Annotated in this window: 17 protein-coding genes; 12 read left to right on the forward strand and 5 right to left on the reverse strand. The window is 68.2% G+C overall.

What is annotated here, in order from left to right; genetic code table 11:
• A partial coding sequence (locus AAFO60_RS02905; RefSeq protein WP_347954669.1) for a DUF222 domain-containing protein occupies positions 1–703 on the reverse strand: 703 nt, incomplete at its 3' end.
• 443 nt (positions 704–1,146) lie between these two features.
• On the opposite strand from AAFO60_RS02905, the gene phoA reads away from it, so the two are divergent.
• Positions 1,147–2,628 carry an alkaline phosphatase gene (phoA, locus tag AAFO60_RS02910; RefSeq protein ID WP_347954670.1) on the forward strand — a complete coding sequence of 494 codons (1,482 nt, stop codon included), beginning with the start codon at positions 1,147–1,149 and terminating at the stop codon, positions 2,626–2,628.
• A 9-nt stretch (positions 2,629–2,637) separates the two neighbouring features.
• Here phoA and AAFO60_RS02915 read toward each other — a convergent pair whose 3' ends face one another.
• Positions 2,638–4,299 carry a class I adenylate-forming enzyme family protein gene (locus AAFO60_RS02915; protein ID WP_347954671.1) on the reverse strand — a complete coding sequence of 554 codons (1,662 nt, stop codon included), beginning with the start codon at positions 4,297–4,299 and terminating at the stop codon, positions 2,638–2,640.
• 62 nt (positions 4,300–4,361) lie between these two features.
• Between AAFO60_RS02915 and AAFO60_RS02920 the strand changes: the two genes are divergently transcribed.
• The 4 genes from AAFO60_RS02920 (at position 4,362) to groL (ending at position 9,878) form a co-directional block, all read left to right on the forward strand.
• The gene (locus AAFO60_RS02920) at positions 4,362–5,219 is read left to right on the forward strand and encodes a TetR family transcriptional regulator (RefSeq protein ID WP_347954672.1); all 858 of its coding nucleotides are present in this window, start codon (positions 4,362–4,364) and stop codon (positions 5,217–5,219) included.
• A gap of 162 nt (positions 5,220–5,381) precedes the next feature.
• The gene (locus AAFO60_RS02925; RefSeq protein ID WP_347954673.1) at positions 5,382–6,338 is read left to right on the forward strand and encodes a cyclase family protein; all 957 of its coding nucleotides are present in this window, start codon (positions 5,382–5,384) and stop codon (positions 6,336–6,338) included.
• Positions 6,335–8,035 (forward strand): AMP-binding protein, encoded by a 1,701-nt coding sequence (locus AAFO60_RS02930; protein ID WP_347954674.1) that lies wholly within the window; start codon positions 6,335–6,337, stop codon positions 8,033–8,035. The genes AAFO60_RS02925 and AAFO60_RS02930 overlap by 4 nt, the downstream gene beginning before the upstream one ends.
• A 220-nt stretch (positions 8,036–8,255) precedes the next feature.
• Complete coding sequence (gene groL, locus AAFO60_RS02935) at positions 8,256–9,878, forward strand: chaperonin GroEL (RefSeq protein WP_347954675.1); 1,623 nt, start codon at positions 8,256–8,258, stop codon at positions 9,876–9,878.
• A 79-nt stretch (positions 9,879–9,957) separates the two neighbouring features.
• Here groL and AAFO60_RS02940 read toward each other — a convergent pair whose 3' ends face one another.
• Positions 9,958–11,268 (reverse strand): amidohydrolase, encoded by a 1,311-nt coding sequence (locus AAFO60_RS02940; RefSeq protein WP_347954676.1) that lies wholly within the window; start codon positions 11,266–11,268, stop codon positions 9,958–9,960.
• A gap of 42 nt (positions 11,269–11,310) precedes the next feature.
• Here AAFO60_RS02940 and AAFO60_RS02945 point away from each other — a divergent pair, with 42 nt between their 5' ends.
• From AAFO60_RS02945 to AAFO60_RS02975, 7 genes are all read left to right on the forward strand, one after another.
• Positions 11,311–12,138, forward strand: coding sequence for a tyrosine-protein phosphatase (locus AAFO60_RS02945; RefSeq protein WP_347954677.1), 828 nt, complete (start codon positions 11,311–11,313; stop codon positions 12,136–12,138).
• An 11-nt stretch (positions 12,139–12,149) separates the two neighbouring features.
• Positions 12,150–12,797, forward strand: coding sequence for a TetR/AcrR family transcriptional regulator (locus AAFO60_RS02950; RefSeq protein WP_347954678.1), 648 nt, complete (start codon positions 12,150–12,152; stop codon positions 12,795–12,797).
• Positions 12,798–12,806: 9 nt separating this feature from the next.
• Entirely contained in the window at positions 12,807–13,241 is a 435-nt protein-coding gene (locus AAFO60_RS02955; RefSeq protein WP_347954679.1) for an SRPBCC family protein, read from the forward strand.
• Positions 13,242–13,537: 296 nt separating this feature from the next.
• Entirely contained in the window at positions 13,538–14,056 is a 519-nt protein-coding gene (locus AAFO60_RS02960; RefSeq protein ID WP_347954680.1) for a DUF6764 family protein, read from the forward strand.
• A 76-nt stretch (positions 14,057–14,132) separates the two neighbouring features.
• Entirely contained in the window at positions 14,133–15,089 is a 957-nt protein-coding gene (ppk2, locus tag AAFO60_RS02965; RefSeq protein ID WP_347954681.1) for a polyphosphate kinase 2, read from the forward strand.
• A gap of 84 nt (positions 15,090–15,173) precedes the next feature.
• Complete coding sequence (locus AAFO60_RS02970) at positions 15,174–15,995, forward strand: hypothetical protein (protein WP_347954682.1); 822 nt, start codon at positions 15,174–15,176, stop codon at positions 15,993–15,995.
• Between the two features lie 174 nt (positions 15,996–16,169).
• A complete protein-coding gene (locus AAFO60_RS02975; RefSeq protein ID WP_347954683.1) occupies positions 16,170–16,880 on the forward strand; it encodes a rhomboid-like protein in 711 nt (236 codons plus the stop codon).
• Here the strand turns inward: AAFO60_RS02975 and AAFO60_RS02980 are convergent.
• Both AAFO60_RS02980 and AAFO60_RS02985 read right to left on the reverse strand, forming a co-directional pair.
• Positions 16,832–18,898, reverse strand: a complete 2,067-nt coding sequence (locus AAFO60_RS02980) for a prolyl oligopeptidase family serine peptidase (RefSeq protein ID WP_347954684.1) — start codon at positions 18,896–18,898, stop codon at positions 16,832–16,834. The genes AAFO60_RS02975 and AAFO60_RS02980 overlap by 49 nt on opposite strands.
• Positions 18,899–18,999: 101 nt before the next feature.
• A complete protein-coding gene (locus tag AAFO60_RS02985) occupies positions 19,000–20,352 on the reverse strand; it encodes an MFS transporter (protein WP_347954685.1) in 1,353 nt (450 codons plus the stop codon).
• Positions 20,353–20,536 lie beyond the last annotated feature (184 nt).

Raw genomic sequence — 20,536 nt, forward strand, 5'->3', positions numbered from 1 at the left:
CCCAAGACTGCAGCATGATTTCCATCTCGGCGCGCAAGGCGGGGGTGAGCAGGGCGCGGACCTTGCTCATCAGATCCCGCCCCTGCGGCATCAACGCCACCCCGCGGCGCCGGCGGCGGTCCCGATCGTCGGTGAGCTGCCCGTCCGGGTCCAGATGCGCCAACAGGCGCACGCCGGCCATCCGGACACCGTCCGGGGTCAGGTCGCGGGCCACCGCGGCGAGCTGGGCTTCGGCTCGCCCCCGGGTCTGCGGGTCGACGGCGGCGGGGATCTTGTCCATGACCGCGTCGATCTCGCGAACATGGTCGGCGCCGATCGCGCCGTCGGCGACCGCCGCCGCGGTGGCCGGGCACGCCGGCGCCAGGGTTTGGCCCTGTAGGTTGGTGAACCGGCCGATCGCGGCCACCGAGGTGCGGCGGCGTTTGGCCGCACCATCACCCAGGCGCAGACCGGCGGACAGGTAGGCGTGCAGGGACAGGTAGCCGGCCTTGCGGAACGCGGCACGATCGGAGACCTCGGTGAGCACGGCGGCGTCGACGCCGTCGAGACGACGACGCGCCGCCTCCAGAGTGTCGACCACAGCCAGGAGACCGTCTTCGGTGACCGCCGCCATCGGGGCGGCGGCCAACTTGCCGAACACCGCATCAGCGAGGGCGGCGAGCTCGGCCGGATCATCGGGCAGAGCCTGGAACGGGCTGGTCATGCCGGTCACCTCCCTCCGATGTGTGACTATTCACTGTGTGTTCGTTTGTATGTGTGAAGACTAGCGCGAGGGTCTGACAATTCAGTTGTGAGCAGGCGGTTTGGAGTTTCAGCGGATGTCGCGAGGTTTCGACACCGGCTCCGCTTCGCTCCGCCGGGCTCAACCAACCTAAAAAGGGCGTCACGAGGTTTCGGTACCGACATAAGGGCATCGCAGGGTTTCGACGCCGACCTGGGGCGTCGCGAGGTTTCGACACCGTCTTCGCTCCGCCGGGCTCAACCAGACTGGGGTGTCGCGGGGGTCCATCGGTGGCCGGACTGCGCAGCGAGTTCACCGGATGTTCCTCGGGGTGGACCGATCTCGACATCGGCGCGGCAGCGATCGTCGAACAGCGTTCGCCCGGGCGCCGTCGTACGTTCATCCGAGCCTGATGACATGCGGACATGACTCGGAAAACACGCGGGAAGAAGAACATTCGCCGAACGGGCGCCCTGGCCGCCGCGGCCGTGGGGTTGACCACGCTGCTGAGCGCCTGCGGCTCGGACACCGGCGCCGACGGCGACAAGGCTGCCGGGGTGGACATCTCCCGTGCGGCCGTCGGCGACGTCACCGACAACGGCGGCGCTCGGCGCCTCGACGGGGATCAGACGCAGGCGATCGCAGACTCGATCCAGAAGTCCGGCGCCAAGAACGTCATCCTGATTATCGGCGACGGCACTGCCAATCAGGAACTGACCCTCGCCCGCAACTACCAGTGGGGCGCGGGCGGGCAGATCCCCGGCATCGATCAGCTGCCGCTGAGCGGTGACTACACCACGTACGCGCTCAACAAGGACACCGGCAAGCCCGATTTCACCACGGACTCGGCGGCGTCGGGCACCGCGTGGGCGACCGGAACCAAGACCTACAACGGCGCCGTCGGAGTCGACGTCAAGGGCGCCCCGCAGCGCTCGATTCTGGAGATCGCCCGCGCCAACGGTCTCCGGACCGGCAACGTGACGACCACCGAACTGCAGGACGCGACGCCGTCCGTCCAGGTGGCACATGTGTCGCAGCGCAAGTGTTACGGGCCGGTCGAGACCGCCGAGAAGTGCCCGGAGAACGCCTTGGAGAAGGGCGGCGCCGGCTCGATCACCGAGCAACTGCTCGCCGCGCGCGCCGACGTCACCTTCGGTGGCGGTTGGGAGACGTTCGCGCAGACGGCGCGGGCAGGCGAGTTCGAGGGCAAGACTCTCGAAGCGCAGGCCAAGGAACGCGGCTACCAGATCGTCAGGTCGGCCGACGAGATGAAGAAGGTGACCGAGGCGAGCCAGGACAAGCCCGTCCTCGGCGTCTTCGCCGACGGCAACCTGCCGCGCCTGTGGGACAAGGCCACCGCGGTCAAGGACGGCAACAAGCAGGCGCCGGTCACCTGCGCGCCCAACCCGGCGTTCACTCCGGCCACGCCGAAGCTGGGTGAGATGACCGGCAAGGCCATCGACCTGCTGTCCGGCGACCAGGGCTTCTTTCTCCAGGTCGAGTCGGGCTCGGTCGACAAGGCCAACCACGACGCCGACCCCTGCGGCCAGATCGGTGAGACGGTCCAGCTCTCCGACGCCGTCGACACCGCGCTCGACTTCGCCAAGAAGAACAAGGACACCCTCGTCATCGTCACCGGCGACCACGCGCACACCAGCCAGATCGTCGAGGCCGACCCGGAGAAGTCATTGCCCGGGCTCACCAAGGTCCTGATGGGGCACGACGGCGCCCCGCTGGCAGTCAGCTACGGCACGTCGCTCGAACCGGGGGAGGAGGAGCACACCGGCGGCCAGGTGCGGATCGCCGCGTATGGGCCGGGTGCGGCCAACGTCGTCGGGCTCACCGACCAGACCGACCCGTTCTTCTACATCACCGACCAGCTGGGTCTGGATCGGAACAAGAAGTAGCGGTCGACCTCAACGCAGCTTGCGGCGCAGGATCTTTCCAGTCGCACTGCGGGGCAATGCGGGGACGATATCGACCTCGTGAGGGTACTTGTAGGCGGCCAGGCGATGGCGGCAGAAGTCGATGATCTCATCGGCGCTGATCGTTGCATCTGGTTCGGGCACGACGAAAGCCTTCACGGTCTCGCCGCGGTAGCCGTCGGGCACCCCGATGACAGCGGCCTCGGCGAGACCGGGATGACTCTGCAGGCAGCGTTCGACCTCCGACGGCCACACCTTGTAGCCGGCGGCGTTGATGATGTCCTTCTTCCGATCGATGACGTAGAACCACCCGTCGGAATCCATGAAGCCGACATCGCCGGTCCGAAGTGCGCCGCCGGAGAAGGCGTCGGCGGTGGCGCCTGGGTCGTTCCAGTACCCGGGGATCACCTGCGGTCCCATCGTCAGCAGTTCGCCGATCTCTCCGACCGGCAGATCGTTGCCGTCCTCGTCGACCACACGAACGACGGTGTCGAAGACGGGGACGCCGATCGACACCACGTCGAAATCAGCGCTGATCGGGGCATGCCTGTCGGGTGGGATCGCGTGCGACGGCGACGTGGTCTCGGTCTGACCGTAGATGTTTCGGATGTAGCCGCCGAGACGTCGATTGAGTCGGTCGGCGACATCTGGCGTGATCGGCGCGCCACCGGAGTACCGCAGGCGCAGCGAGGCCAGATCGGAGGGATCGACGTCTGGATCGTCGGCGAGCGCGATATACGCGGTGATGACAGCGACGCAGAAGACCGGCCGCCATCGCCGACAGGCGTCGGCGATGACCGTCGGGTGGATGCGATGGGTCAGCACGAGCGGTGAGCGGTTGATCATTGCGGTCGCGACTGCGCCGACCAGACCGGTCACGTGGAAGATCGGCGCAAGGGCCAGGATCGGCTCGGTGGGCTCGATCCCGGTCCAGTCCCGGTAGACCTGCGCGTTGAATGCGAGGTTCGCGTGGGTGATCTGCGCCCCCTTCGGCGGACCCGTGGTGCCGGAGGTGGAGGCCACGACCGCCACGTCGGAGGGGCCGATCGCCCGCGAACCGTGGAGTATGACGTCGGCCGCTGGCGCATCGGCGATCAACGCGGTGAGGTCGACTGTGTCGCCTGGCCTGCGACGACGTGCTCCGGTGAACAGTCGGGGATCGTTCTGCGACTGACCGTCCAGCGCGGAGACCGTCACCACCACGCGGACGGATGTACCGCCGCGCGCGAGCACCGGCCGGGCCCGGTCGAGGTAGAGGTCGTCGAGGATCAGCAGTGCTGTCGGAGTCACGTCGACGACGCTCTGTTCGAACTCGTCCGAAGTGGACATCGGGCTGATCGGTGCGACGACCCCGCCCGCCCGCCAGGCGGCGATCAACCCGATGTAGAACGCGGGGTTGTTCTGTAGGCACAGTCCAAGACGGTCGCCGGGGGCGAATCCGCGGGCGATGAGGAGGGAGGCGAGCACCGTCGCCGCGTGGTCCGCCTCCGCCCAGGTGATGGAGGAGTCGCAGTAGTGGATGGCGACGGCGTCCGGGCAGGCGGCGACCGCCGCGTCGAACATGTCGAGCGCGGTCGCGAAAGCGCGACGAAGATGCGGGCCCCGGCCGGGCGGGTAGGCGGCGAGCCACGGCCGTTGGTCGTAGCCGGTCATGGGTCGAGTCTAGAGCCGCGAGACCGGTCAGGACGGGGAGCTGTCGCGTTAGAGTGTTCAGTATGGCTGAACTTCGGCTCGGAGTCGGGGAGTCGGTGCGTCTGCTGCGGGTTCGGCGCGGGTTCACGCTGCGAAGGCTCGCGGCTGGGATCGGCGTCAGTGCGGGCACGATGAGCGCCATCGAGAACGGGAAGGTCGCAGTCACGTTGGACCGCCTGGCTGCGATTGCGCAGGCGCTCGATGTCGACACCGCCGAGTTGATGGACGCGCGAATCGGGCTGGTCGCAACGCCGGACCAACGGAACGAGTCCGCGGATCTCGGGTGGCGGGAATTCGAACCGCTCGATCTCGATCCAGTTCTGGAAGCAGCGGTGGAGGTCTTCGGCGAAGTGGGCTACCACGGCGCCGCGATGCGCATGATCGCGGCGTCCGCAGGTCTGAGTGTGGCCGGCATATACCGGCACCATCCCAGCAAGAAGCACCTTCTCGCGACGATCGCCGAGGCATTGGAGGACGACCTCGCGTGGCGAGTCGAGGTGGCCGCCAGGCCCTTCTCGAACGATCCGGCGGCGGCCTTCGCGGCAATGACCGAAGCACTGTCACTGTTCCATCTTCGACGTCTTGAACAGGTACTCGTGGTGGAGACGGAGTTGCGACGGCTCGACGAACCCAGCCGTGAACGGGTGACGGCTCGGCGTCGTGAGCTGATGCGCAGTTTCGAGCGGACAGCTCTCGCCGCGGTCGAGTCCGGACGGTTCGCGAGCGAATCGCCGATCAGCACCGTGCGCGCGATCGTGGCGATGTGTCGGGCGTTGCCCCTGCGATTCGGGAATGGCGCGGCGCTGCCGGGGCCCGCCGTTGCGCAGGAGTACGCAGGCCTCGCTCTTCTGATGGTGAAGGCTGAAGTTCAGCAAGACTGAACACCTTGATTATTCGCCGTTTCCCACAAAGTGCCTGGTAAGACGCGTTTCACGCGATGGTTGACATCTCGTAGAGAGTTTGTGATTCTCATCTCACTCACTCGTTGGGCGTTGCCTCGCCCGACCATTGGGAACCAGCCCCTTTCATGAAAGGCACCTGTGATGACGTCTGTACCCGACCTGACCGAGATCCTCGAGAACGCCCCGTCCAACTGGGGCAAGTGGGGTCCGGACGACGAAGTCGGCAGCCTCAACTACCTCACTGCCGATCAGGTGATGCGCGGGGTCGCGCTGATCGAGCGCGGCGAACTCTTCACCCTGCAGCGGCTGATCGGCGATCCGAACGGTGATCCGGTGTGGCCCGGCAGGAGCCCGGCGACGAAGGAGATGGTCTACGACGAATCCGATTGGGACGAAGGCGGTGAGGGGCCTCAGTTCCCCGGCGGCCTGCACTACGCCGACGACAAGCTCGAGGCGTTCCTGCAGGGGTCCACTCAGTACGACGCGCTCGGTCATGTCTGGTACGACGGCAAGATCTGGAACGGCTACGACGCCCGAACGACGATCGGTGGCCTGGCGAAGGCCAGCGTCGAGCCGATCGCGCAGCGCGGTGTGGCCGGCCGCGCGGTGCTGCTGGACCTGGCGCGCTGGCGCGGCGTCGATGCGTTGGGGGCCAAACAGGCCTTCAGCCACGAGGATCTCCAAGCGTGTGCGGCAGCTCAGGGAGTGGAACTCAAACCTCGAGACATCCTGCTGATTCGGACCAACCACCTCGCGTTGTTCTTCCAGGACGCCGAGGCGTTCTACGCGGACTTCGGCGAACCCGGGCTGGCGTACTCGCCGGAACTGGTGCAGTGGTTCGCCGACATGGAGATTCCGAACCTGGTGACCGACACGATCGCCAACGAGGTCACCTACGATCCGGAGAGCGGCGCGGCGCTGGTGCTGCACAACGCGCTCATGCGCAACCTCGGCATCGCGTTCACCGAGATCTGCGATCTGGAGAAGCTCGCCGACGACTGTGCCGCGGATGGGCGGTACGAGTTCTTCTATGTCGCGGCGCCGCTGAAGATCCACAGCGCCAGTGGGTCTCCGGTGAACCCGGTGGTGATCAAGTGAGGTATGCGGACCGACCCTGGCTGGCGCGCTACCCGGCCGGGGTCCCCGCCGACATCCGCGTCGAGCATGCGTCGGCGCTCGCTGTGTTCGACGCGGCGCTCGGCGCCGCCCCTGACTCCCCCATGCTGCAGTACTTCGGCACCTCGCAGACCTTCGCCGACGTCGACCGTGCCTCTCGAGCGCTCGCGGCGTCGCTGGCTGCGCGAGGCTTCGGGACCGGCGACAGGCTCGCGTTGTACCTGCAGAACAACCCGGCGTTCGTCATCGGACTACTCGCCGCCTGGCGCCTGGGCGCGACAGCCGTCGCGATCAACCCGATGAACAAGGCGCGTGAACTGAGTTATCTCCTGCAGGACTCCGGCGCGACGGCTCTGCTTACACTGGACGATCTGTATGCGGACGTCGCCGAATCCGTGCTCGACTCCGGCCTCACGTCGGTCGCAACGACAATCACCTGCTCGGCGTTGGACATGCAGGATCGCGACGACGCCAGACTCTTCGGCGGGCAGGTTCGAATGCGACCCGATCGCACGATCGATCTCCTCGAGGTGATCGCGGGCGGGGGTGGCGCCGACCTCCCCGACCCGGGGCTCGGACCCGACGACCTCGCGGCGCTGGTCTACACCTCCGGGACCACCGGCGACCCCAAGGGCGCGATGAGTACTCACGGCAACTTCGCGTTCAATGCGCAGGTGTACCGCGAGTGGACCGGGCTCCAACCGGGCGAGCCGGTGCTCGGCATCGCCCCGCTCTTTCACATCACCGGGCTGGTCGGGCACATCATGTTCGCCATGCTCGTACGGTCGCCGCTCGTGTTGTCGCATCGGTTCGAACCGTCGGTGATGCTCGATGCGGTCCGTGAGTACCGGCCGGTGTTCACCATCGGCGCCATCACTGCGCTCGGCGCGCTCGCGGCGGCTCCGGGTGCGACCCCCGCCGACCTGTCGTCGTTGCGGATCCTCTACTCCGGCGGCGCCCCGATCGCGCCTGCGGTCGGTGATCGTCTCGAGCAGGTCTATGGGTCGTACATCCACAACATCTACGGGCTCACCGAGACAAACTCGCCATCGCATGCCGTCCCGTTCGGTGTGCGGGCACCGGTCGATCCAGCGTCTGGGGCGCTGTCGGTCGGCGTACCGGTCTTCAACACGGTGGTGCGGGTGGTCGGATCGGACGGGGAAGACGTTCCGGTCGGCGAGGTGGGCGAGTTCGTGACGTCGGGGCCGCAGGTGGTGCCGGGCTACTGGAACAAGCCGGAAGCCACGGCATCGTCGATTCCGGGCGGTGCGCTGTTCACCGGAGACGTCGGTTTCATGGACGTCGACGGCTGGTTCTACGTCGTCGATCGGAAGAAGGACATGATCAACGCGTCCGGTTACAAGGTGTGGCCGCGCGAGGTCGAAGACGTTCTCTACTCGCATCCGGCGGTGCGGGAGGCCGCGGTGGTCGGTGTGCCAGACGAGTACCGCGGTGAAACGGTCAAAGCCTTCGTGTCGCTCCGCCCGGATGAAGTGGCGACCTCGGCCGAGCTCGTCGACTTCTGCCGGTCGCAGATGGCGGCGTACAAGTATCCGAGGACGATTGAGATCCTGGCCGAACTCCCTAAGACGGTCACCGGAAAGATCCTCCGCCGACAGCTGCGCGACGAATCGCTCGCCGGATCTGCATCTAGGGGCGGCGGCCCGCGAAATCAGTGATGACCTGCCGATAGCGGACCATCGACAGGCCCCTCCGCACCTGACATTCGACCTTGCACTCTCGGGGTGTGAGTGCTAAAACGGAACTTGGCACTCGCGGCGTGTGAGTGCCAGGTCGGAACGGTGAGATCGGTCCAACAGACACCCCGGTCGTCCGTCGCGGGCATCGAGTCCGGCCCGAAGACTTTAGTGTCACCCCCTACCGGAGGATCACTTACCAATGGCAAAGCAGATTGCTTTCGACGAAGAGGCCCGTCGCGGCCTCGAGCGCGGCCTGAACAGCCTCGCCGACACCGTCAAGGTCACCCTTGGACCGAAGGGCCGCAACGTCGTTCTGGAGAAGAAGTGGGGCGCCCCCACCATCACCAACGACGGTGTCTCGATCGCCAAGGAGATCGAACTCGAAGACCCGTATGAGAAGATCGGCGCCGAGCTGGTCAAGGAAGTCGCCAAGAAGACTGATGACATCGCGGGCGACGGCACCACCACCGCCACCGTGCTGGCGCAGGCGCTGGTCCGCGAGGGCCTGCGCAACGTCGCGGCCGGCGCGAACCCGCTGGGCCTCAAGCGCGGCATCGAGAAGGCCGTCGCGGCCGTCACCGAGGCGCTGCTGAAGTCGGCCAAGGAGGTCGAGACCAAGGAGCAGATCGCTGCGACCGCTGGCATCTCGGCCGGCGACCAGTCGATCGGCGACCTGATCGCCGAGGCCATGGACAAGGTCGGCAACGAGGGTGTCATCACCGTCGAGGAGTCGAACACCTTCGGCCTGCAGCTGGAGCTCACCGAGGGCATGCGCTTCGACAAGGGCTACATCTCGGGCTACTTCGTCACCGACGCCGACCGCCAGGAAGCCGTCCTCGAGGATCCGTACATCCTGCTCGTCTCGGGCAAGATCGCGACCATCAAGGACCTGCTGCCGCTGCTGGAGAAGGTCATCCAGTCGGGCAAGCCGCTGGTCATCGTCGCTGAGGACGTCGAGGGCGAGGCTCTCTCGACCCTGATCGTCAACAAGCTCAAGGGCACCTTCAAGTCCGTCGCCGTCAAGGCTCCGGGCTTCGGTGACCGCCGCAAGGCCATGCTGGCCGACATCGCCATCCTCACCGGTGGCGAGGTCATCAGCGAAGAGGTCGGCCTCTCGCTCGAGTCCGCCGGTCTGGAACTGCTGGGCACCGCCCGCAAGGTCGTCGTCACCAAGGACGAGACCACCATCGTCGACGGTGCCGGCGACGCCGACGCCATCGCCGGTCGCGTGGCGCAGATCCGCGGCGAGATCGAGAACAGCGACAGCGACTACGACCGCGAGAAGCTGCAGGAGCGCCTGGCCAAGCTGGCCGGCGGCGTCGCAGTCATCAAGGCCGGCGCTGCCACCGAGGTGGAGCTCAAGGAGCGCAAGCACCGCATCGAGGACGCCGTCCGCAACGCCAAGGCTGCTGTGGAAGAGGGCATCGTCGCCGGCGGCGGCGTGGCCCTGCTGCAGTCCGAGTCGGCCATCGAGGGCCTGACCCTCGAGGGTGACGAGGCCACCGGTGCGAACATCGTTCGCGTCGCGCTGGAGGCTCCGGCCAAGCAGATCGCCGTCAACGCGGGCCTGGAGCCCGGCGTCGTCGCCGACAAGGTCCGCAACTCGCCCGTTGGCACCGGCCTGAACGCCGCCACCAACACCTACGAGGACCTGCTGGCCGCCGGCATCAACGACCCGGTGAAGGTCACCCGCTCGGCGCTGCAGAACGCAGCCTCGATCGCGGCGCTGTTCCTCACCACCGAGGCCGTCGTCGCCGACAAGCCCGAGAAGGCTGCTCCGGCCATGCCGGGCGCCGACGAGATGGGCGGCATGGGCTTCTGATCTGGAAGCACCCATGTCTGCGCACGTCGCAGAACCTCTGAAGGCCGGTCACCCGCGAGGGTGGCCGGCCTTCGGTCTGTCAGCTTCGCGCGAGCAGTCCCAGCATCGCGTACGCGGCGATCTTGGTGCCGTAGCCGATCGCCGACAGGTCGACCAGATAGTTGGGATTGTGCGGGGAGAAGGGGGCCTGCAGGCCGCGTGCGGCAGCGGCGGCGAAGACCTCGGGATCGGCGATGCCGACCAGCAGGTAATTGAACGGCATGTCCGGGTACGGACCCTTGAGGATCTGCACGTCTTCGGAGCCGGTGGTGCGCGGCATGTCGGTGATGACGCGGTCGTCGCCGATCACCGCGGCCAACGACGTCGCCATCTGAGCCGACAGCTCCGGACTGTTGATGAGGGGGCTCGAGCCGCCCTTCATGATGATCTCGGGCAGCTTGTCCTCGGGCATCCCGTAGGTGCGCGCGACGCCGTCGGAGACGGCCTCGATCGCCTCGAGCATCACCGTGCGGACCGCCGGGTCGAACCACCGCAGGTTGGCCTTGACCAGCGCCGTCGCCGGAATCACGTTGTTGGTGGAGCCGGCCGCGATGGCACCGACGGTGAGCACCGCGGTCTGCTGCGGATCGACCATCCGCGAGACGATCGTCTGGTACTCGGTGACCGCCAGGGCGCTCATCAGCACCGGATCCTTGGCCAGATGCGGCATCGACCCGTGCCCGCCGACACCGTGGAACAGGATGTCGAGTTGGTCGGTGCCCGCCATCCGGGTCCCGGGCGAGGAGACCACCGTGCCCACGGGCAGGGGAGTGGTGTGCATGCCGATGAAGACGTCGGGCTTCGGGATGAAGTTGTACAGTCCGTCGTCGACCATCGCCGCGGCCCCGGTGATCGGCTCCTCGGCCGGCTGCCCGATCAGGACCAGGGTGCCCGACCAGCGGTCCTTGAGGTTCAACAGCGCGTGCGCCATGCCGAGCATCCATGTCACGTGCGCGTCGTGGCCGCAGACGTGCGCGACGGGGACCTCGGTGCCGTCCTCGAGCCGCACCCGCTTGTCGCTGGCGTAGTCGACGTCGGTCTCCTCCTGGACCGCCAGCGCGTCCATGTCGGCCCGATACATCACCACGGGACCGTCGCCGTTGCGGTAGATCGCGGCGATGCCGGTGGTGCCGATGCCCTTGGTGATGTCGAAGCCGAGGTTCTGCAGGTTCAACTCGACCAGGCGGGCGGTCTGCACCTCCATGAACCCGAGCTCGGGATTGCGGTGGATGTCCTTGAACAGATCGATCAATCGTTCGGTGTCGGCGTCGACCAGCCGGTCGACGTCGGCGACCAACTCGGCGGGCAGCGGACGCGCGGGGGACTCGGGGAGCGTGCTCACAGCGCTCATGTTAACGAGCATGAGGCCACGCGGCTGCGCATAATGAGTCACATGACCGATGCATCGATCACCACGCCGGGCGCGCCGAGCGCATTCCCCGCCCTCCCCAATCTGCGCGACCTCGGCGGCTGGGCCGGCGTCGACGGTCGGCCGGTCCGTCACCGGTTGCTGTACCGCTCCACCGACTTCCGTGCGCTGCACGACGCCGACGCCGCCGATCGGGTGGCGCGCGAGCTGGGCCTGCGCACCGTCTACGACCTCCGCTCGGCCGCCGAGAGCGGAGCCCTGCCCGACCCCGTCTGGGCCGACGTCACCGGCATCCACCTCGACGTGCTCGCCGACGCCGCCGCGTCCGTCCCGGCCAACCTCGTCGCGGTGCTGACCGACCCGTCCGCGGTGATCGAGATGAACAAGTATCTCGAGGGCGGCGCGGGCATCACCCTGATGAGCGGGACCTACCGCGAGATGATCACCCTCGACAGCGCGCGGCGCAGCTACCGGCGCTTCTACGAGGGCCTCCTGGGTCAGGATCGATCGCCCGCCCTGTTCCACTGCACCACTGGAAAGGATCGCACCGGGTGGGCGGCGGCGTCGTTCCTGTCGCTGATGGGAGTGAGCCGCGACGACGTCTTCACCGACTACCTGCTCACCAACGACCGGCTGCTCCCGGCCCTCGCGCCGATCTTCGACGAGTTCACCGCGGCGGGCGGCGACGCCGACGGGCTGCGCGACGTGCTCGGGGTGCGCGCCGAGTATCTGACGGCCGCCTTCGACGAAGTCGATCGCGTGCACGGCTCGGTGGAGGCCTACTTCCGCGACGGTCTCGGCATCGAGGTCAGTGCGCAGCGGGCGCTGCGGGCCCGCTTCCTCGCCGACTGAGCGGTGCGGGCGTGATCGATCCGAATTCGCCGCGCGCGGCGATGATCCGATGCGCGGCCGACCTGATCGCTCGCAACGGCGTCGCGGGCACCTCGATCGGCGACGTCCTCGCCGGCGCGGGCGCCGCCCGAGGTTCGGTGTACTACCACTTCCCGGGCGGGCGCGCCGAACTCATGCGCGAGGCCGTCTACCACGGGGGAGAGGAGTTGGGGGCCGAGCTCAACAGCGCGCGGCGCCTGCCGCTGCGCACCGCGGTGCCCGCCGTCGCCCAGGTGTGGCGGCGACGACTGCTCGCCTCCGACTTCGCGGCCGGCTGCCCGGTCGGAGCCGGTGCGCAGTGCCGCGACACCGATCCGACGGCCGCCGACGCCGCGACCGAGGTCTTCCTGCAGTGGCGGCACCTGCTGGCGGCCCGCTTGCGCGAGGAGGACTTCGACGACCGCCGCGCCGACGAGCTGGCCGACGCGATCCTCACCGCGATCGAGGGCGCGGTCGTCCTGTGCCGGGCTCGGCGCAGCGTGGCGCCGATCGACACCGCCGTCGGACACCTCCTCGAACTCCTCGAGCGCAGGCGATCGACGGCCGCGGAGGAGGCGGAACGGGCGAAAACGGACGACGATTTCGCGCGCCGACCGGCCGCGACGGACCCGCTGGGGTAGGTTGCTCCCATGGCTGTGTCTGCATCAACCGAATTCGACGTCAAAGCACCGCTCTCGCTGGTGATGGAAGTCCTCCTCGACATCGAATCCCTGCCCGAGTGGTCCGGGCCCCACAAGTCGGCGAAGATCGTCACCGAGGACGAGCAGGGCCGTCCCGCCCGCGTCGAAGCGTCGATGAGCGCGGTCGGCATGACCGACAACCAGGTGCTGGACTACTCGTGGACCGACAACACCTGCTCCTGGACGCTCGTGGAGAGCGACCAGCTCAGCGAGCAGCAGGGCACGTACACGCTCACCGAGAACGGTGACACCACGCATGTCCGGTTCGACCTCTCGGTGGAGCTGAAGATCAAGCTGCCCGGGCTGATCGTTAAGCGGGCGCAGAAGATGGCGGTCGACACCGCGAAGAAGGGCCTGACCGACGAGGTCAAGCGTCGCAGCTGAGCCCGCCGCTCCACCCATCCGTTTCAGCCCCGGCGACATCGCGTCGCCGGGGCTGAGTTCTTGTCGCGTTCTCGCCCTCAGCGGCCCCGGTCTGGAGTTCGGGTCGAGACTCGCCGCGGCATCCGGGGGTCGCCGGCAGGGACTTTCGGCCCGATTGCGGCGCACTGGGATTCAGTCCGATCACGATCGCTCGTGGCGCGCCGATCGGCCGTCGACTCGGGGGTAGTCTGGCGCTGCACCGCACGTTCAGTGGGAGGGCGTGCGAGATGCGTTCAATGCTTTCGAGAGGGATGTTCATGCGGATCGGGTCGTGGTTTTTTCGTGTCTTCTTCGGGTTGGTGGCCATCGCCGCGGCGTTCGGTCTGACCTCGCTGCTGGGTGGGGGCGACGCTTCGGCGTCGACCAGCTGCGCCGCGCGCGACAACCAGCGCGTGGAACGGCAGTCTGGCGACAGCCACTGCATCGCCAATGCGGGCCCCGGATCCACCGCCTCCGCTAAGGACACGACGAACAGCGGTGCGGCACTTGCGGTTTCGACCACCGGCGGGTCGGCGACCGCGGAGAACAACGGTGCGCAGTCCTCGGCGCTGGCCAGCGGCATCTACGGCGGCCACGGCTACTCGTACACGATGGGTCCGTACTCGACGGCCGTCGCGCAGGGGCGCCACGGCGGCACGACCATCGCCGTGTCCGGGGCCGCGGGCGGCGCCTTCGCGACCGGCGACGGGGTCGCGTGCCTGGGCAGCATGGCGGCCACCTACGACTCGAGCACCGGCCGCGGCTGCTTCCGTTGGGGATCGGTCTACCTGCGCTGATCCGCGAGGTCGGCCGTCTGCCCGACCCGGCGTCGCCCATCGTGACGATACGGCGATATCGGGATAATCTGGCGGGGTGGATCAACGCCCAAGCCCCGCCCCCGAGCAGCCGGTCGGACCCGACCTGAGCCTGATCTCCGGCCGCGAAGCGCTCCAGCAGCTCGTCGATCTCCGGGACACCACCGGATTCACGGTCGTCGACGACGATGACGACGATCCGATCCTGCTGACGCTGCCCGAACGGAACGTGGTCGACACCTGGCGCGAGGACTACCCGTACGAGGAGCGGATGAGCCGGCGCGAGTACGAGGTCACCAAACGTCGCCTGCAGATCGAACTGCTCAAGCTGCAGAAGTGGACCAAGCAGACCGGCCAGCGACACCTGTTCGTCTTCGAGGGGCGCGACGCCGCGGGCAAGGGCGGAACCATCAAGCGGTTCAACGAGCATCTCAATCCGCGCGGTGCGCGGACCGTCGCGCTGGAGAAGCCGACCGAGCGTGAAGCCACCGAGTGGTACTTCCAGCGGTACGTGCAGCACCTGCCCGCGGCCGGGGAGATGGTCTTCTTCGACCGCTCCTGGTACAACCGGGCCGGCGTCGAGCGGGTGATGAACTTCTGCACCGATCACCAGTACGAGCAGTTCATGCGCCAGGCGCCCGCGTTCGAGAAGATGCTCGTCGACGACGGCGTCCACCTCGTCAAGTTCTGGTTCTCGGTCACCCCGCTGGAGCAGCGGACGAGGTTTGCGATCCGGCAGATCGATCCGGTGCGCCAGTGGAAGCTCTCCCCGATGGATCTGGCGTCGCTGGATCGGTGGGAGGCGTACACCGATGCCAAGGAGCACATGTTCGCCGACACCGACACCGATTACGCGCCGTGGACCGTCGTCAAGAGCAACGACAAGAAGCGCGCCCGCATCAACGCGATGCGCTACGTGCTGAGCCTGCACGACTACGACGGGAAGGATGTCGCGCTGGTCGGCGAACCCGATCCGCTGATCGTGGGACGTGCGCGCGACGTGGTGGGCGAGTGAGCGCCGGGCCGCCGGTCGCCGTGCGGCCTGCGGCGGCTCGACGGGCTTGGCGGCCGCGCCCGGCGAACCGGTAGCCTCGGGATCGTGCGTAGCGTAGCTTCCGGCCTGTTCACCGTGATCGCGATGGTCGCCATGGTCATCGCGGTGCCGAGCGCGTGGTTGTCGCAGCGCGTGGTCTCCACCGACGGATTCGTCGCCTCGGCGTCCGAGGCCGCCAAGACCACCGAGGTGCAGGACTACTTCGCCCAGAAGGTCGCCGACTCCGTCGCGCAGGCCACCGGCTCGCAGATCGCGAGCAGCCTGGTGCTGCCCGCCGCCCGCAACTACTCGCGCAGTGAGGGCTTCGTCGAGGACTTCTCGCAGGTCGCGCGGCAGCAGCACGACTGGCTGTTCAACCCGCCCGCGCCCGGCGTCGACCTGCACCTGATGGAACTCGACATCACCCCGATGATCAACCGGGTCATCGCGTCGGCGCCGATCCCGGTCCCGGTGCGGATCCAGCAGCCGGTCGTCATCACGATCGATCAGGGGCAGATCACCGCGGGCTCGATGGAGGACACCGGCACCCTCGTCAGCGTCGCGGTCTGGGTCTCCCTCGTCACCGCGGCCGTCGGCTCGATCCTCGCCCTGCTTCTGGCCCGTCGTCGCGGAACGGTTCTGGCGTGGCTGGGGGTGGGCGCCGTCCTCGCCGGTGTCGTCGGTGCGATCCTCGCCGCCTTCACCAAGACGATCATCAGCGATCGGCTCGCGAACACCGACGCGGCCGCCCGCGACACCATCGAGGTCGTGGTCCGGGGCGTGGCCGACAATCTGACCACGGTCTCGACGATCGTCGGCGCGGTCGGTGCCGTCGTCGTGGTGGCGGGGATCATCGCCCGGACGGTCGGCGGGCGACGGGTCGCCTGACCGATCACCGGCGACGGGTCGCCTGACCGATCACCGGCGACGGGTCGCCCGACCGATCACCGGCGACGGGTCGCCTGACTGAACACCGGCGACGGGTCGCCTGACCGATCACCGGCGACGGGTCGCCTGACCGAACACTGGCGGCGGAGCGTCGGGCGCGCCTACCGTGAGACGGTGAGCGCGAAGACGGGCCGGCTGCGGTGGACCGCGGCGGCGATCGGCCGATGGATTCGCAGTGCGCCGATCACCTACTCGTGGTTGGTCGTCCTGCTGGTGACGACCGTCGTGCAGCATCGGGTGTCCCCGCGGCGGCTCGAACGCATCCTCGGTCACCGATCGACCAACATCGAGAACCTGCTCCACGACCCGTTGCGCGCGATCTTCGGCAGCCTGTTCTGGCTCGACGGCGCCTACTGGCTGCCCTACCTGATCGGGTTCACCATCTTCCTCGCCACCGCCGAACGGTGGCTCGGCGCATGGCGATTCGTCGCTGTCGGACTGGCCGGGCACCTGCTGGCAACCCTCATCAGCCAGGGGCTCGTCGGTGCGGCGATCGACCGCGGGCGGGCCAATCCGTCGCTGGCCTACGCGGTCGACGTCGGCGTCAGCTACTTCATGGCGGCGATCATCGGCGTGCTCGCCTACCGGCTGTCGGGACGCTGGCGGTGGGGCTACCTCGCCGGGTGCGCGGTGGTGTTCCTGGCGCCGCTGTTCGTGCCGCCGGTGACCTTCACCGACATCGGCCACGCGAGCGCACTGCTGATCGGTGTCGCGATGCACCCGATCGTGCGCGGGCGGCCGACGCTCGACGTCGACGCCGTGATCCGGTCGGCCCGTCAGCGGTTGCGGTCGTCGTTGCCGACCGTCCGCCACAGGAACTCGTAGGCCAGCGCCGACTTGAAGGCGCCCTGCCGATTGTCGGCGGCGCCGCCGTGCCCGCCCTCGATGTTCTCGTAGTAGTGAACCGGGTGTCCCTGTTCCTGCATCCGGGCCACGAACTTGCGGGCGTGACCCGGGTGCACGCGGTCGTCGCGCGTCGAGGTGGTCATCAGCATCTCCGGGACGGGGACGTCGGCGCGCAGCCGCTGATAGGGCGAGTACTTCGAGATGAACTCCCACTCGGCGGGGTCGTCGGGGTCGCCGTACTCGGCCACCCACGAGGCGCCCGCCAGCAGCAGATGGTAGCGGCGCATGTCGAGCAGCGGGACCTGGCACACCAGGGCCCCGAACAGTTCCGGGTAGCTGGTCGCCATCACTCCCATCAGCAGGCCGCCGTTGGAGCCGCCCTGCGCGCCGAGCCGCTCCGGGGTGGTGAACCCGCGGGTCACGAGGTCGCGGGCCACGGCCGCGAAGTCCTCGTAGACCAGGTGCCGACCGGCCTTCTGCGCCTGCGTGTGCCACGTCGGCCCGTACTCGCCGCCGCCGCGGATGTTGGCGATCACGTAGATTCCGCCCCGGCTGATCCAGCTGCGGCCGGCGATGCCGAGGTAGGTGGGCGTCATCGAGTTCTCGAAGCCGCCGTACCCGTACAGCAGGGTGGGGCCGGCGTCGACATCGTCGCGTTTGACGACGAAGTAGGGGATCGCGGTGCCGTCGTCGGATGTGGCGAAGAACTGTCGAGTCGAGACGCCGGAGGCGTCGTAGAACTCGGGTGAGGACTTGATCACCGAGACCCCGTCGGTGCTGGTGCCGTGCAGCAGGCTCGGCGCCCGCGTGAAACTGCTCGCCGACAGCCAGATCTCGTCGCTGGCGTCGGGGTCGGTGTCGAGGACGCCGACGGTCGCCAGTTCCGGGATGCCCGGCACCGCGGCGGGCGCCCAGGTGCCCAGCTCGCGGAACTCGATCTCGGTGGCGACGTCGCGGAGGGTCACCAGCACCAGATGCGAGCGCGTGAACGTGAACTCCTGCAGGCCGGTGTGGGCGTCGGGGGCGAACAGGACCTCGTGGGTGCGGTCGCCGTCGAGGTAGGCGGGATAGTCGAACACCAGCAGGGTGCCCGCCGGGTACTCGCCGTCGCCGACCGCCCACGGCGAGCGGGTCAGCACCATCAGCCAGTCGTGCCGGACGCCGTAGTGCGCGTCGGTGGGAACGTCGATGCGGACCAGCTCGCCCGAGTCGGGCCGCAGTTCGTAGTCGAGGGCGTTGAAGAAGTCTGTCGACCGCGACACGAAATGCCGGACGTGGCCGGGGGTCTTGTCGCACACGGCGCCGACGGCGACGTCGGCGACCTCGCCGGCGAACACGGTCGGCGCGTCGGCCACGTCGGTGCCGCGCGACCAGCGTCGCACGGTGCGCGGATAGCCGGACGAGGTGAGTGCGGGCAGCCCGTCGGGGGTGGTCGCGAAGTCGCTGCCGACGTAGACGGTGTCGCGGTCGATCCAGTCGATCGACGACTTCGCCTCCGGCAACGCGAAGCCGTCGGTGACCCAGGAGCGGGCGACGACGTCGAACTCCCGGACCACGGCGGCGTCGGCGCCTCCGCGCGACAGGGAGATCAGCGCCCGGTCGTACTCGGGGTAGTTCATGGTCGCCCCGGCCCACACCCAGTTCTCGTCCTCGGCGACGGCGAGCGCGTCGACGTCGATCAGCACGTCCCAGTCGGGGGAGTCGGTCCGGTAGCTCTCCAGCCGGGTGCGGCGCCACAGTCCGCGGGGGTGGGCGGCGTCGCGCCAGAAGTTGTAGAGGAACTCGCCGCGTCGTCGGACGTAGGGGATGCGGTCGTCGGTGTCGAGGACCTCCAGCGCGCCGGCCTCGAGGCCGGCGAAGCGCTCCGAGCCGGTGAACTCGGCGATGGTCGGCGCATTGTGTTCGCGCACCCAGGCCAGGGCGTCGTCGCCGGTCACGTCTTCGAGCCAGAGATACCGATCGCCGTTGGTCACGGCCTCCACGGTACCGACCGGCATGTCGCACCACTTTCGCCCGCGTCGCACCGCTTCTGTTCTCCGCACCCGGTCGCGACCGAGTGCGGAGAACAGAAGCGGTGCGATACGAGCAGAGCGGGGTGTCAGGCGGGTGCCGGGATCTTCACGTCGTCTTCGACGGCGGCCCCCGGGATCTGCGTGCCCGCGATGGAGCAGCCCGCGGTCTCGGTGAGGAAACGCAGCGCGACGGCGCCGATCAGGCAGGCGGCCATCATGTACACGGCCGGGAACAGCGTCCAGCCGGTGCCGCCGACGACGGCGTCGTTGACCAGCGGCGCGGTGCCGCCGAAGGCGGCGGTCGACAGGTTGTACGAGATCGCGAACCCCGCGTACCGCACATGGGTGGGGAACATGGCCGGGAACGTGGCCGAGATGGTCGCGAGCTGCGGAATGTAGAGGACACCCAACACCACGAAGCCGATGATCGCCCAGCCGAAACCCTGCCCCATCAGCCAGTACATCGGCAGGGCCAGGACGAACAGGCCGACCAGGGACACCCGCCACATCGGTTTGCGGCCGGTGCGGTCCGACCACATGCCGAACAGGGGGATCAGCGCCATCATGACGACCTGGCCGATCAGGACGACGACCGATCCGGCGTCCTCGCCGAGTCCGATGGTCCCCTTGAGGTATTCGGGCTGATAGGCCAGCAGGGTGTAGTTGGTGATGTTGAGCGCGACCACCATGCCGAACATGATCACGATCGGCTTCCAGTAGTTCACGATCGTCGTCCGCAGCTGCGCGACGAGGCCGCCCGGGTCGGCGACCGTCTCCTCGACGTCGGTGAACACGGGCGGATCGTCGAGCTGCGACCGCAGATACAGGCCCGCCAGACCCAGCGGCAACGCCAGCAGGAACGGGAGGCGCCAGCCCCAGTCGGACATCTGCGCGTCGGACAGGCCGAGGTTCATCAGCAGCACGAGCGCGGTGCCGGAGGCGAAGCCGGCCATGGTGCCGAACTCCAGGAAGCTGCCGTAGCGGCCGCGCTTGTGGTCTGGGGCGTACTCGGCCATGAACGTCGCCGCGCCGCCGTACTCGCCGCCGGTGGAGAAGCCCTGGACCACGCGGAGGACGATCAGCAGGATCGGCGCCCAGACGCCGATGGCGGCGTGCGTCGGCAGGACGCCGATGAGCGCGGTCGCCAGCGAGATCAGCAGGATGGTCAGGGCGAGCACGTGTTTGCGGCCGAGCCGGTCGCCGATCGGACCCCACACGAATCCGCCGAGCGGTCGGAGCAGGAAGGAGACGGCGAAGCCGAGCATGGTGCCCGCCGTGCCGAGGTGGCCGGGGAAGAAGGCCTGGGTGAGGTAAGTGGTGGTGGCCGCGTAGACGCCGTAGTCGTACCATTCGGTCGCATTGCCGATCGCCGAGGCGGCGATCGCTTTGCGGATGGTCGACGGCGGTACTGCGGCCGGGGTGAGAGTCGATTCAGTCATCGAGACCTCCGAGGGCCGATCGTCGTTCGGGCGAGGGACTGGTCTGTTGCCACAGCGGCGAAGGCGAGACGCCGATGACACTGCGGACTTCGGTACCACTCCCCGGATGCCTGTGAAGGACTATCGACTATCGGGAGTCATTCCCCGAACGGACTACTCCTGCCTATCACTTTCCGTTCGGGGT

Source organism: Gordonia aichiensis, assembly GCF_039946255.1.
Lineage (GTDB): Bacteria > Actinomycetota > Actinomycetes > Mycobacteriales > Mycobacteriaceae > Gordonia > Gordonia aichiensis_A.

Excerpts from the sequence above, each read along its gene's own strand:
- AAFO60_RS02945 (WP_347954677.1), top strand. The coding sequence starts at position 11,311 with ATGACCGATGCATCGATCACCACGCCGGGCGCGCCGAGCGCATTCCCC.
- groL (WP_347954675.1), top strand. The coding sequence starts at position 8,256 with ATGGCAAAGCAGATTGCTTTCGACGAAGAGGCCCGTCGCGGCCTCGAG.
- AAFO60_RS02960 (WP_347954680.1), top strand. The coding sequence starts at position 13,538 with ATGCGGATCGGGTCGTGGTTTTTTCGTGTCTTCTTCGGGTTGGTGGCC.
- AAFO60_RS02985 (WP_347954685.1), bottom strand. The coding sequence starts at position 20,352 with ATGACTGAATCGACTCTCACCCCGGCCGCAGTACCGCCGTCGACCATC.
- AAFO60_RS02955 (WP_347954679.1), top strand. The coding sequence starts at position 12,807 with ATGGCTGTGTCTGCATCAACCGAATTCGACGTCAAAGCACCGCTCTCG.
- AAFO60_RS02920 (WP_347954672.1), top strand. The coding sequence starts at position 4,362 with ATGGCTGAACTTCGGCTCGGAGTCGGGGAGTCGGTGCGTCTGCTGCGG.
- AAFO60_RS02980 (WP_347954684.1), bottom strand. The coding sequence starts at position 18,898 with ATGCCGGTCGGTACCGTGGAGGCCGTGACCAACGGCGATCGGTATCTC.
- AAFO60_RS02915 (WP_347954671.1), bottom strand. The coding sequence starts at position 4,299 with ATGACCGGCTACGACCAACGGCCGTGGCTCGCCGCCTACCCGCCCGGC.
- phoA (WP_347954670.1), top strand. The coding sequence starts at position 1,147 with ATGACTCGGAAAACACGCGGGAAGAAGAACATTCGCCGAACGGGCGCC.
- AAFO60_RS02940 (WP_347954676.1), bottom strand. The coding sequence starts at position 11,268 with ATGAGCGCTGTGAGCACGCTCCCCGAGTCCCCCGCGCGTCCGCTGCCC.
- AAFO60_RS02925 (WP_347954673.1), top strand. The coding sequence starts at position 5,382 with ATGACGTCTGTACCCGACCTGACCGAGATCCTCGAGAACGCCCCGTCC.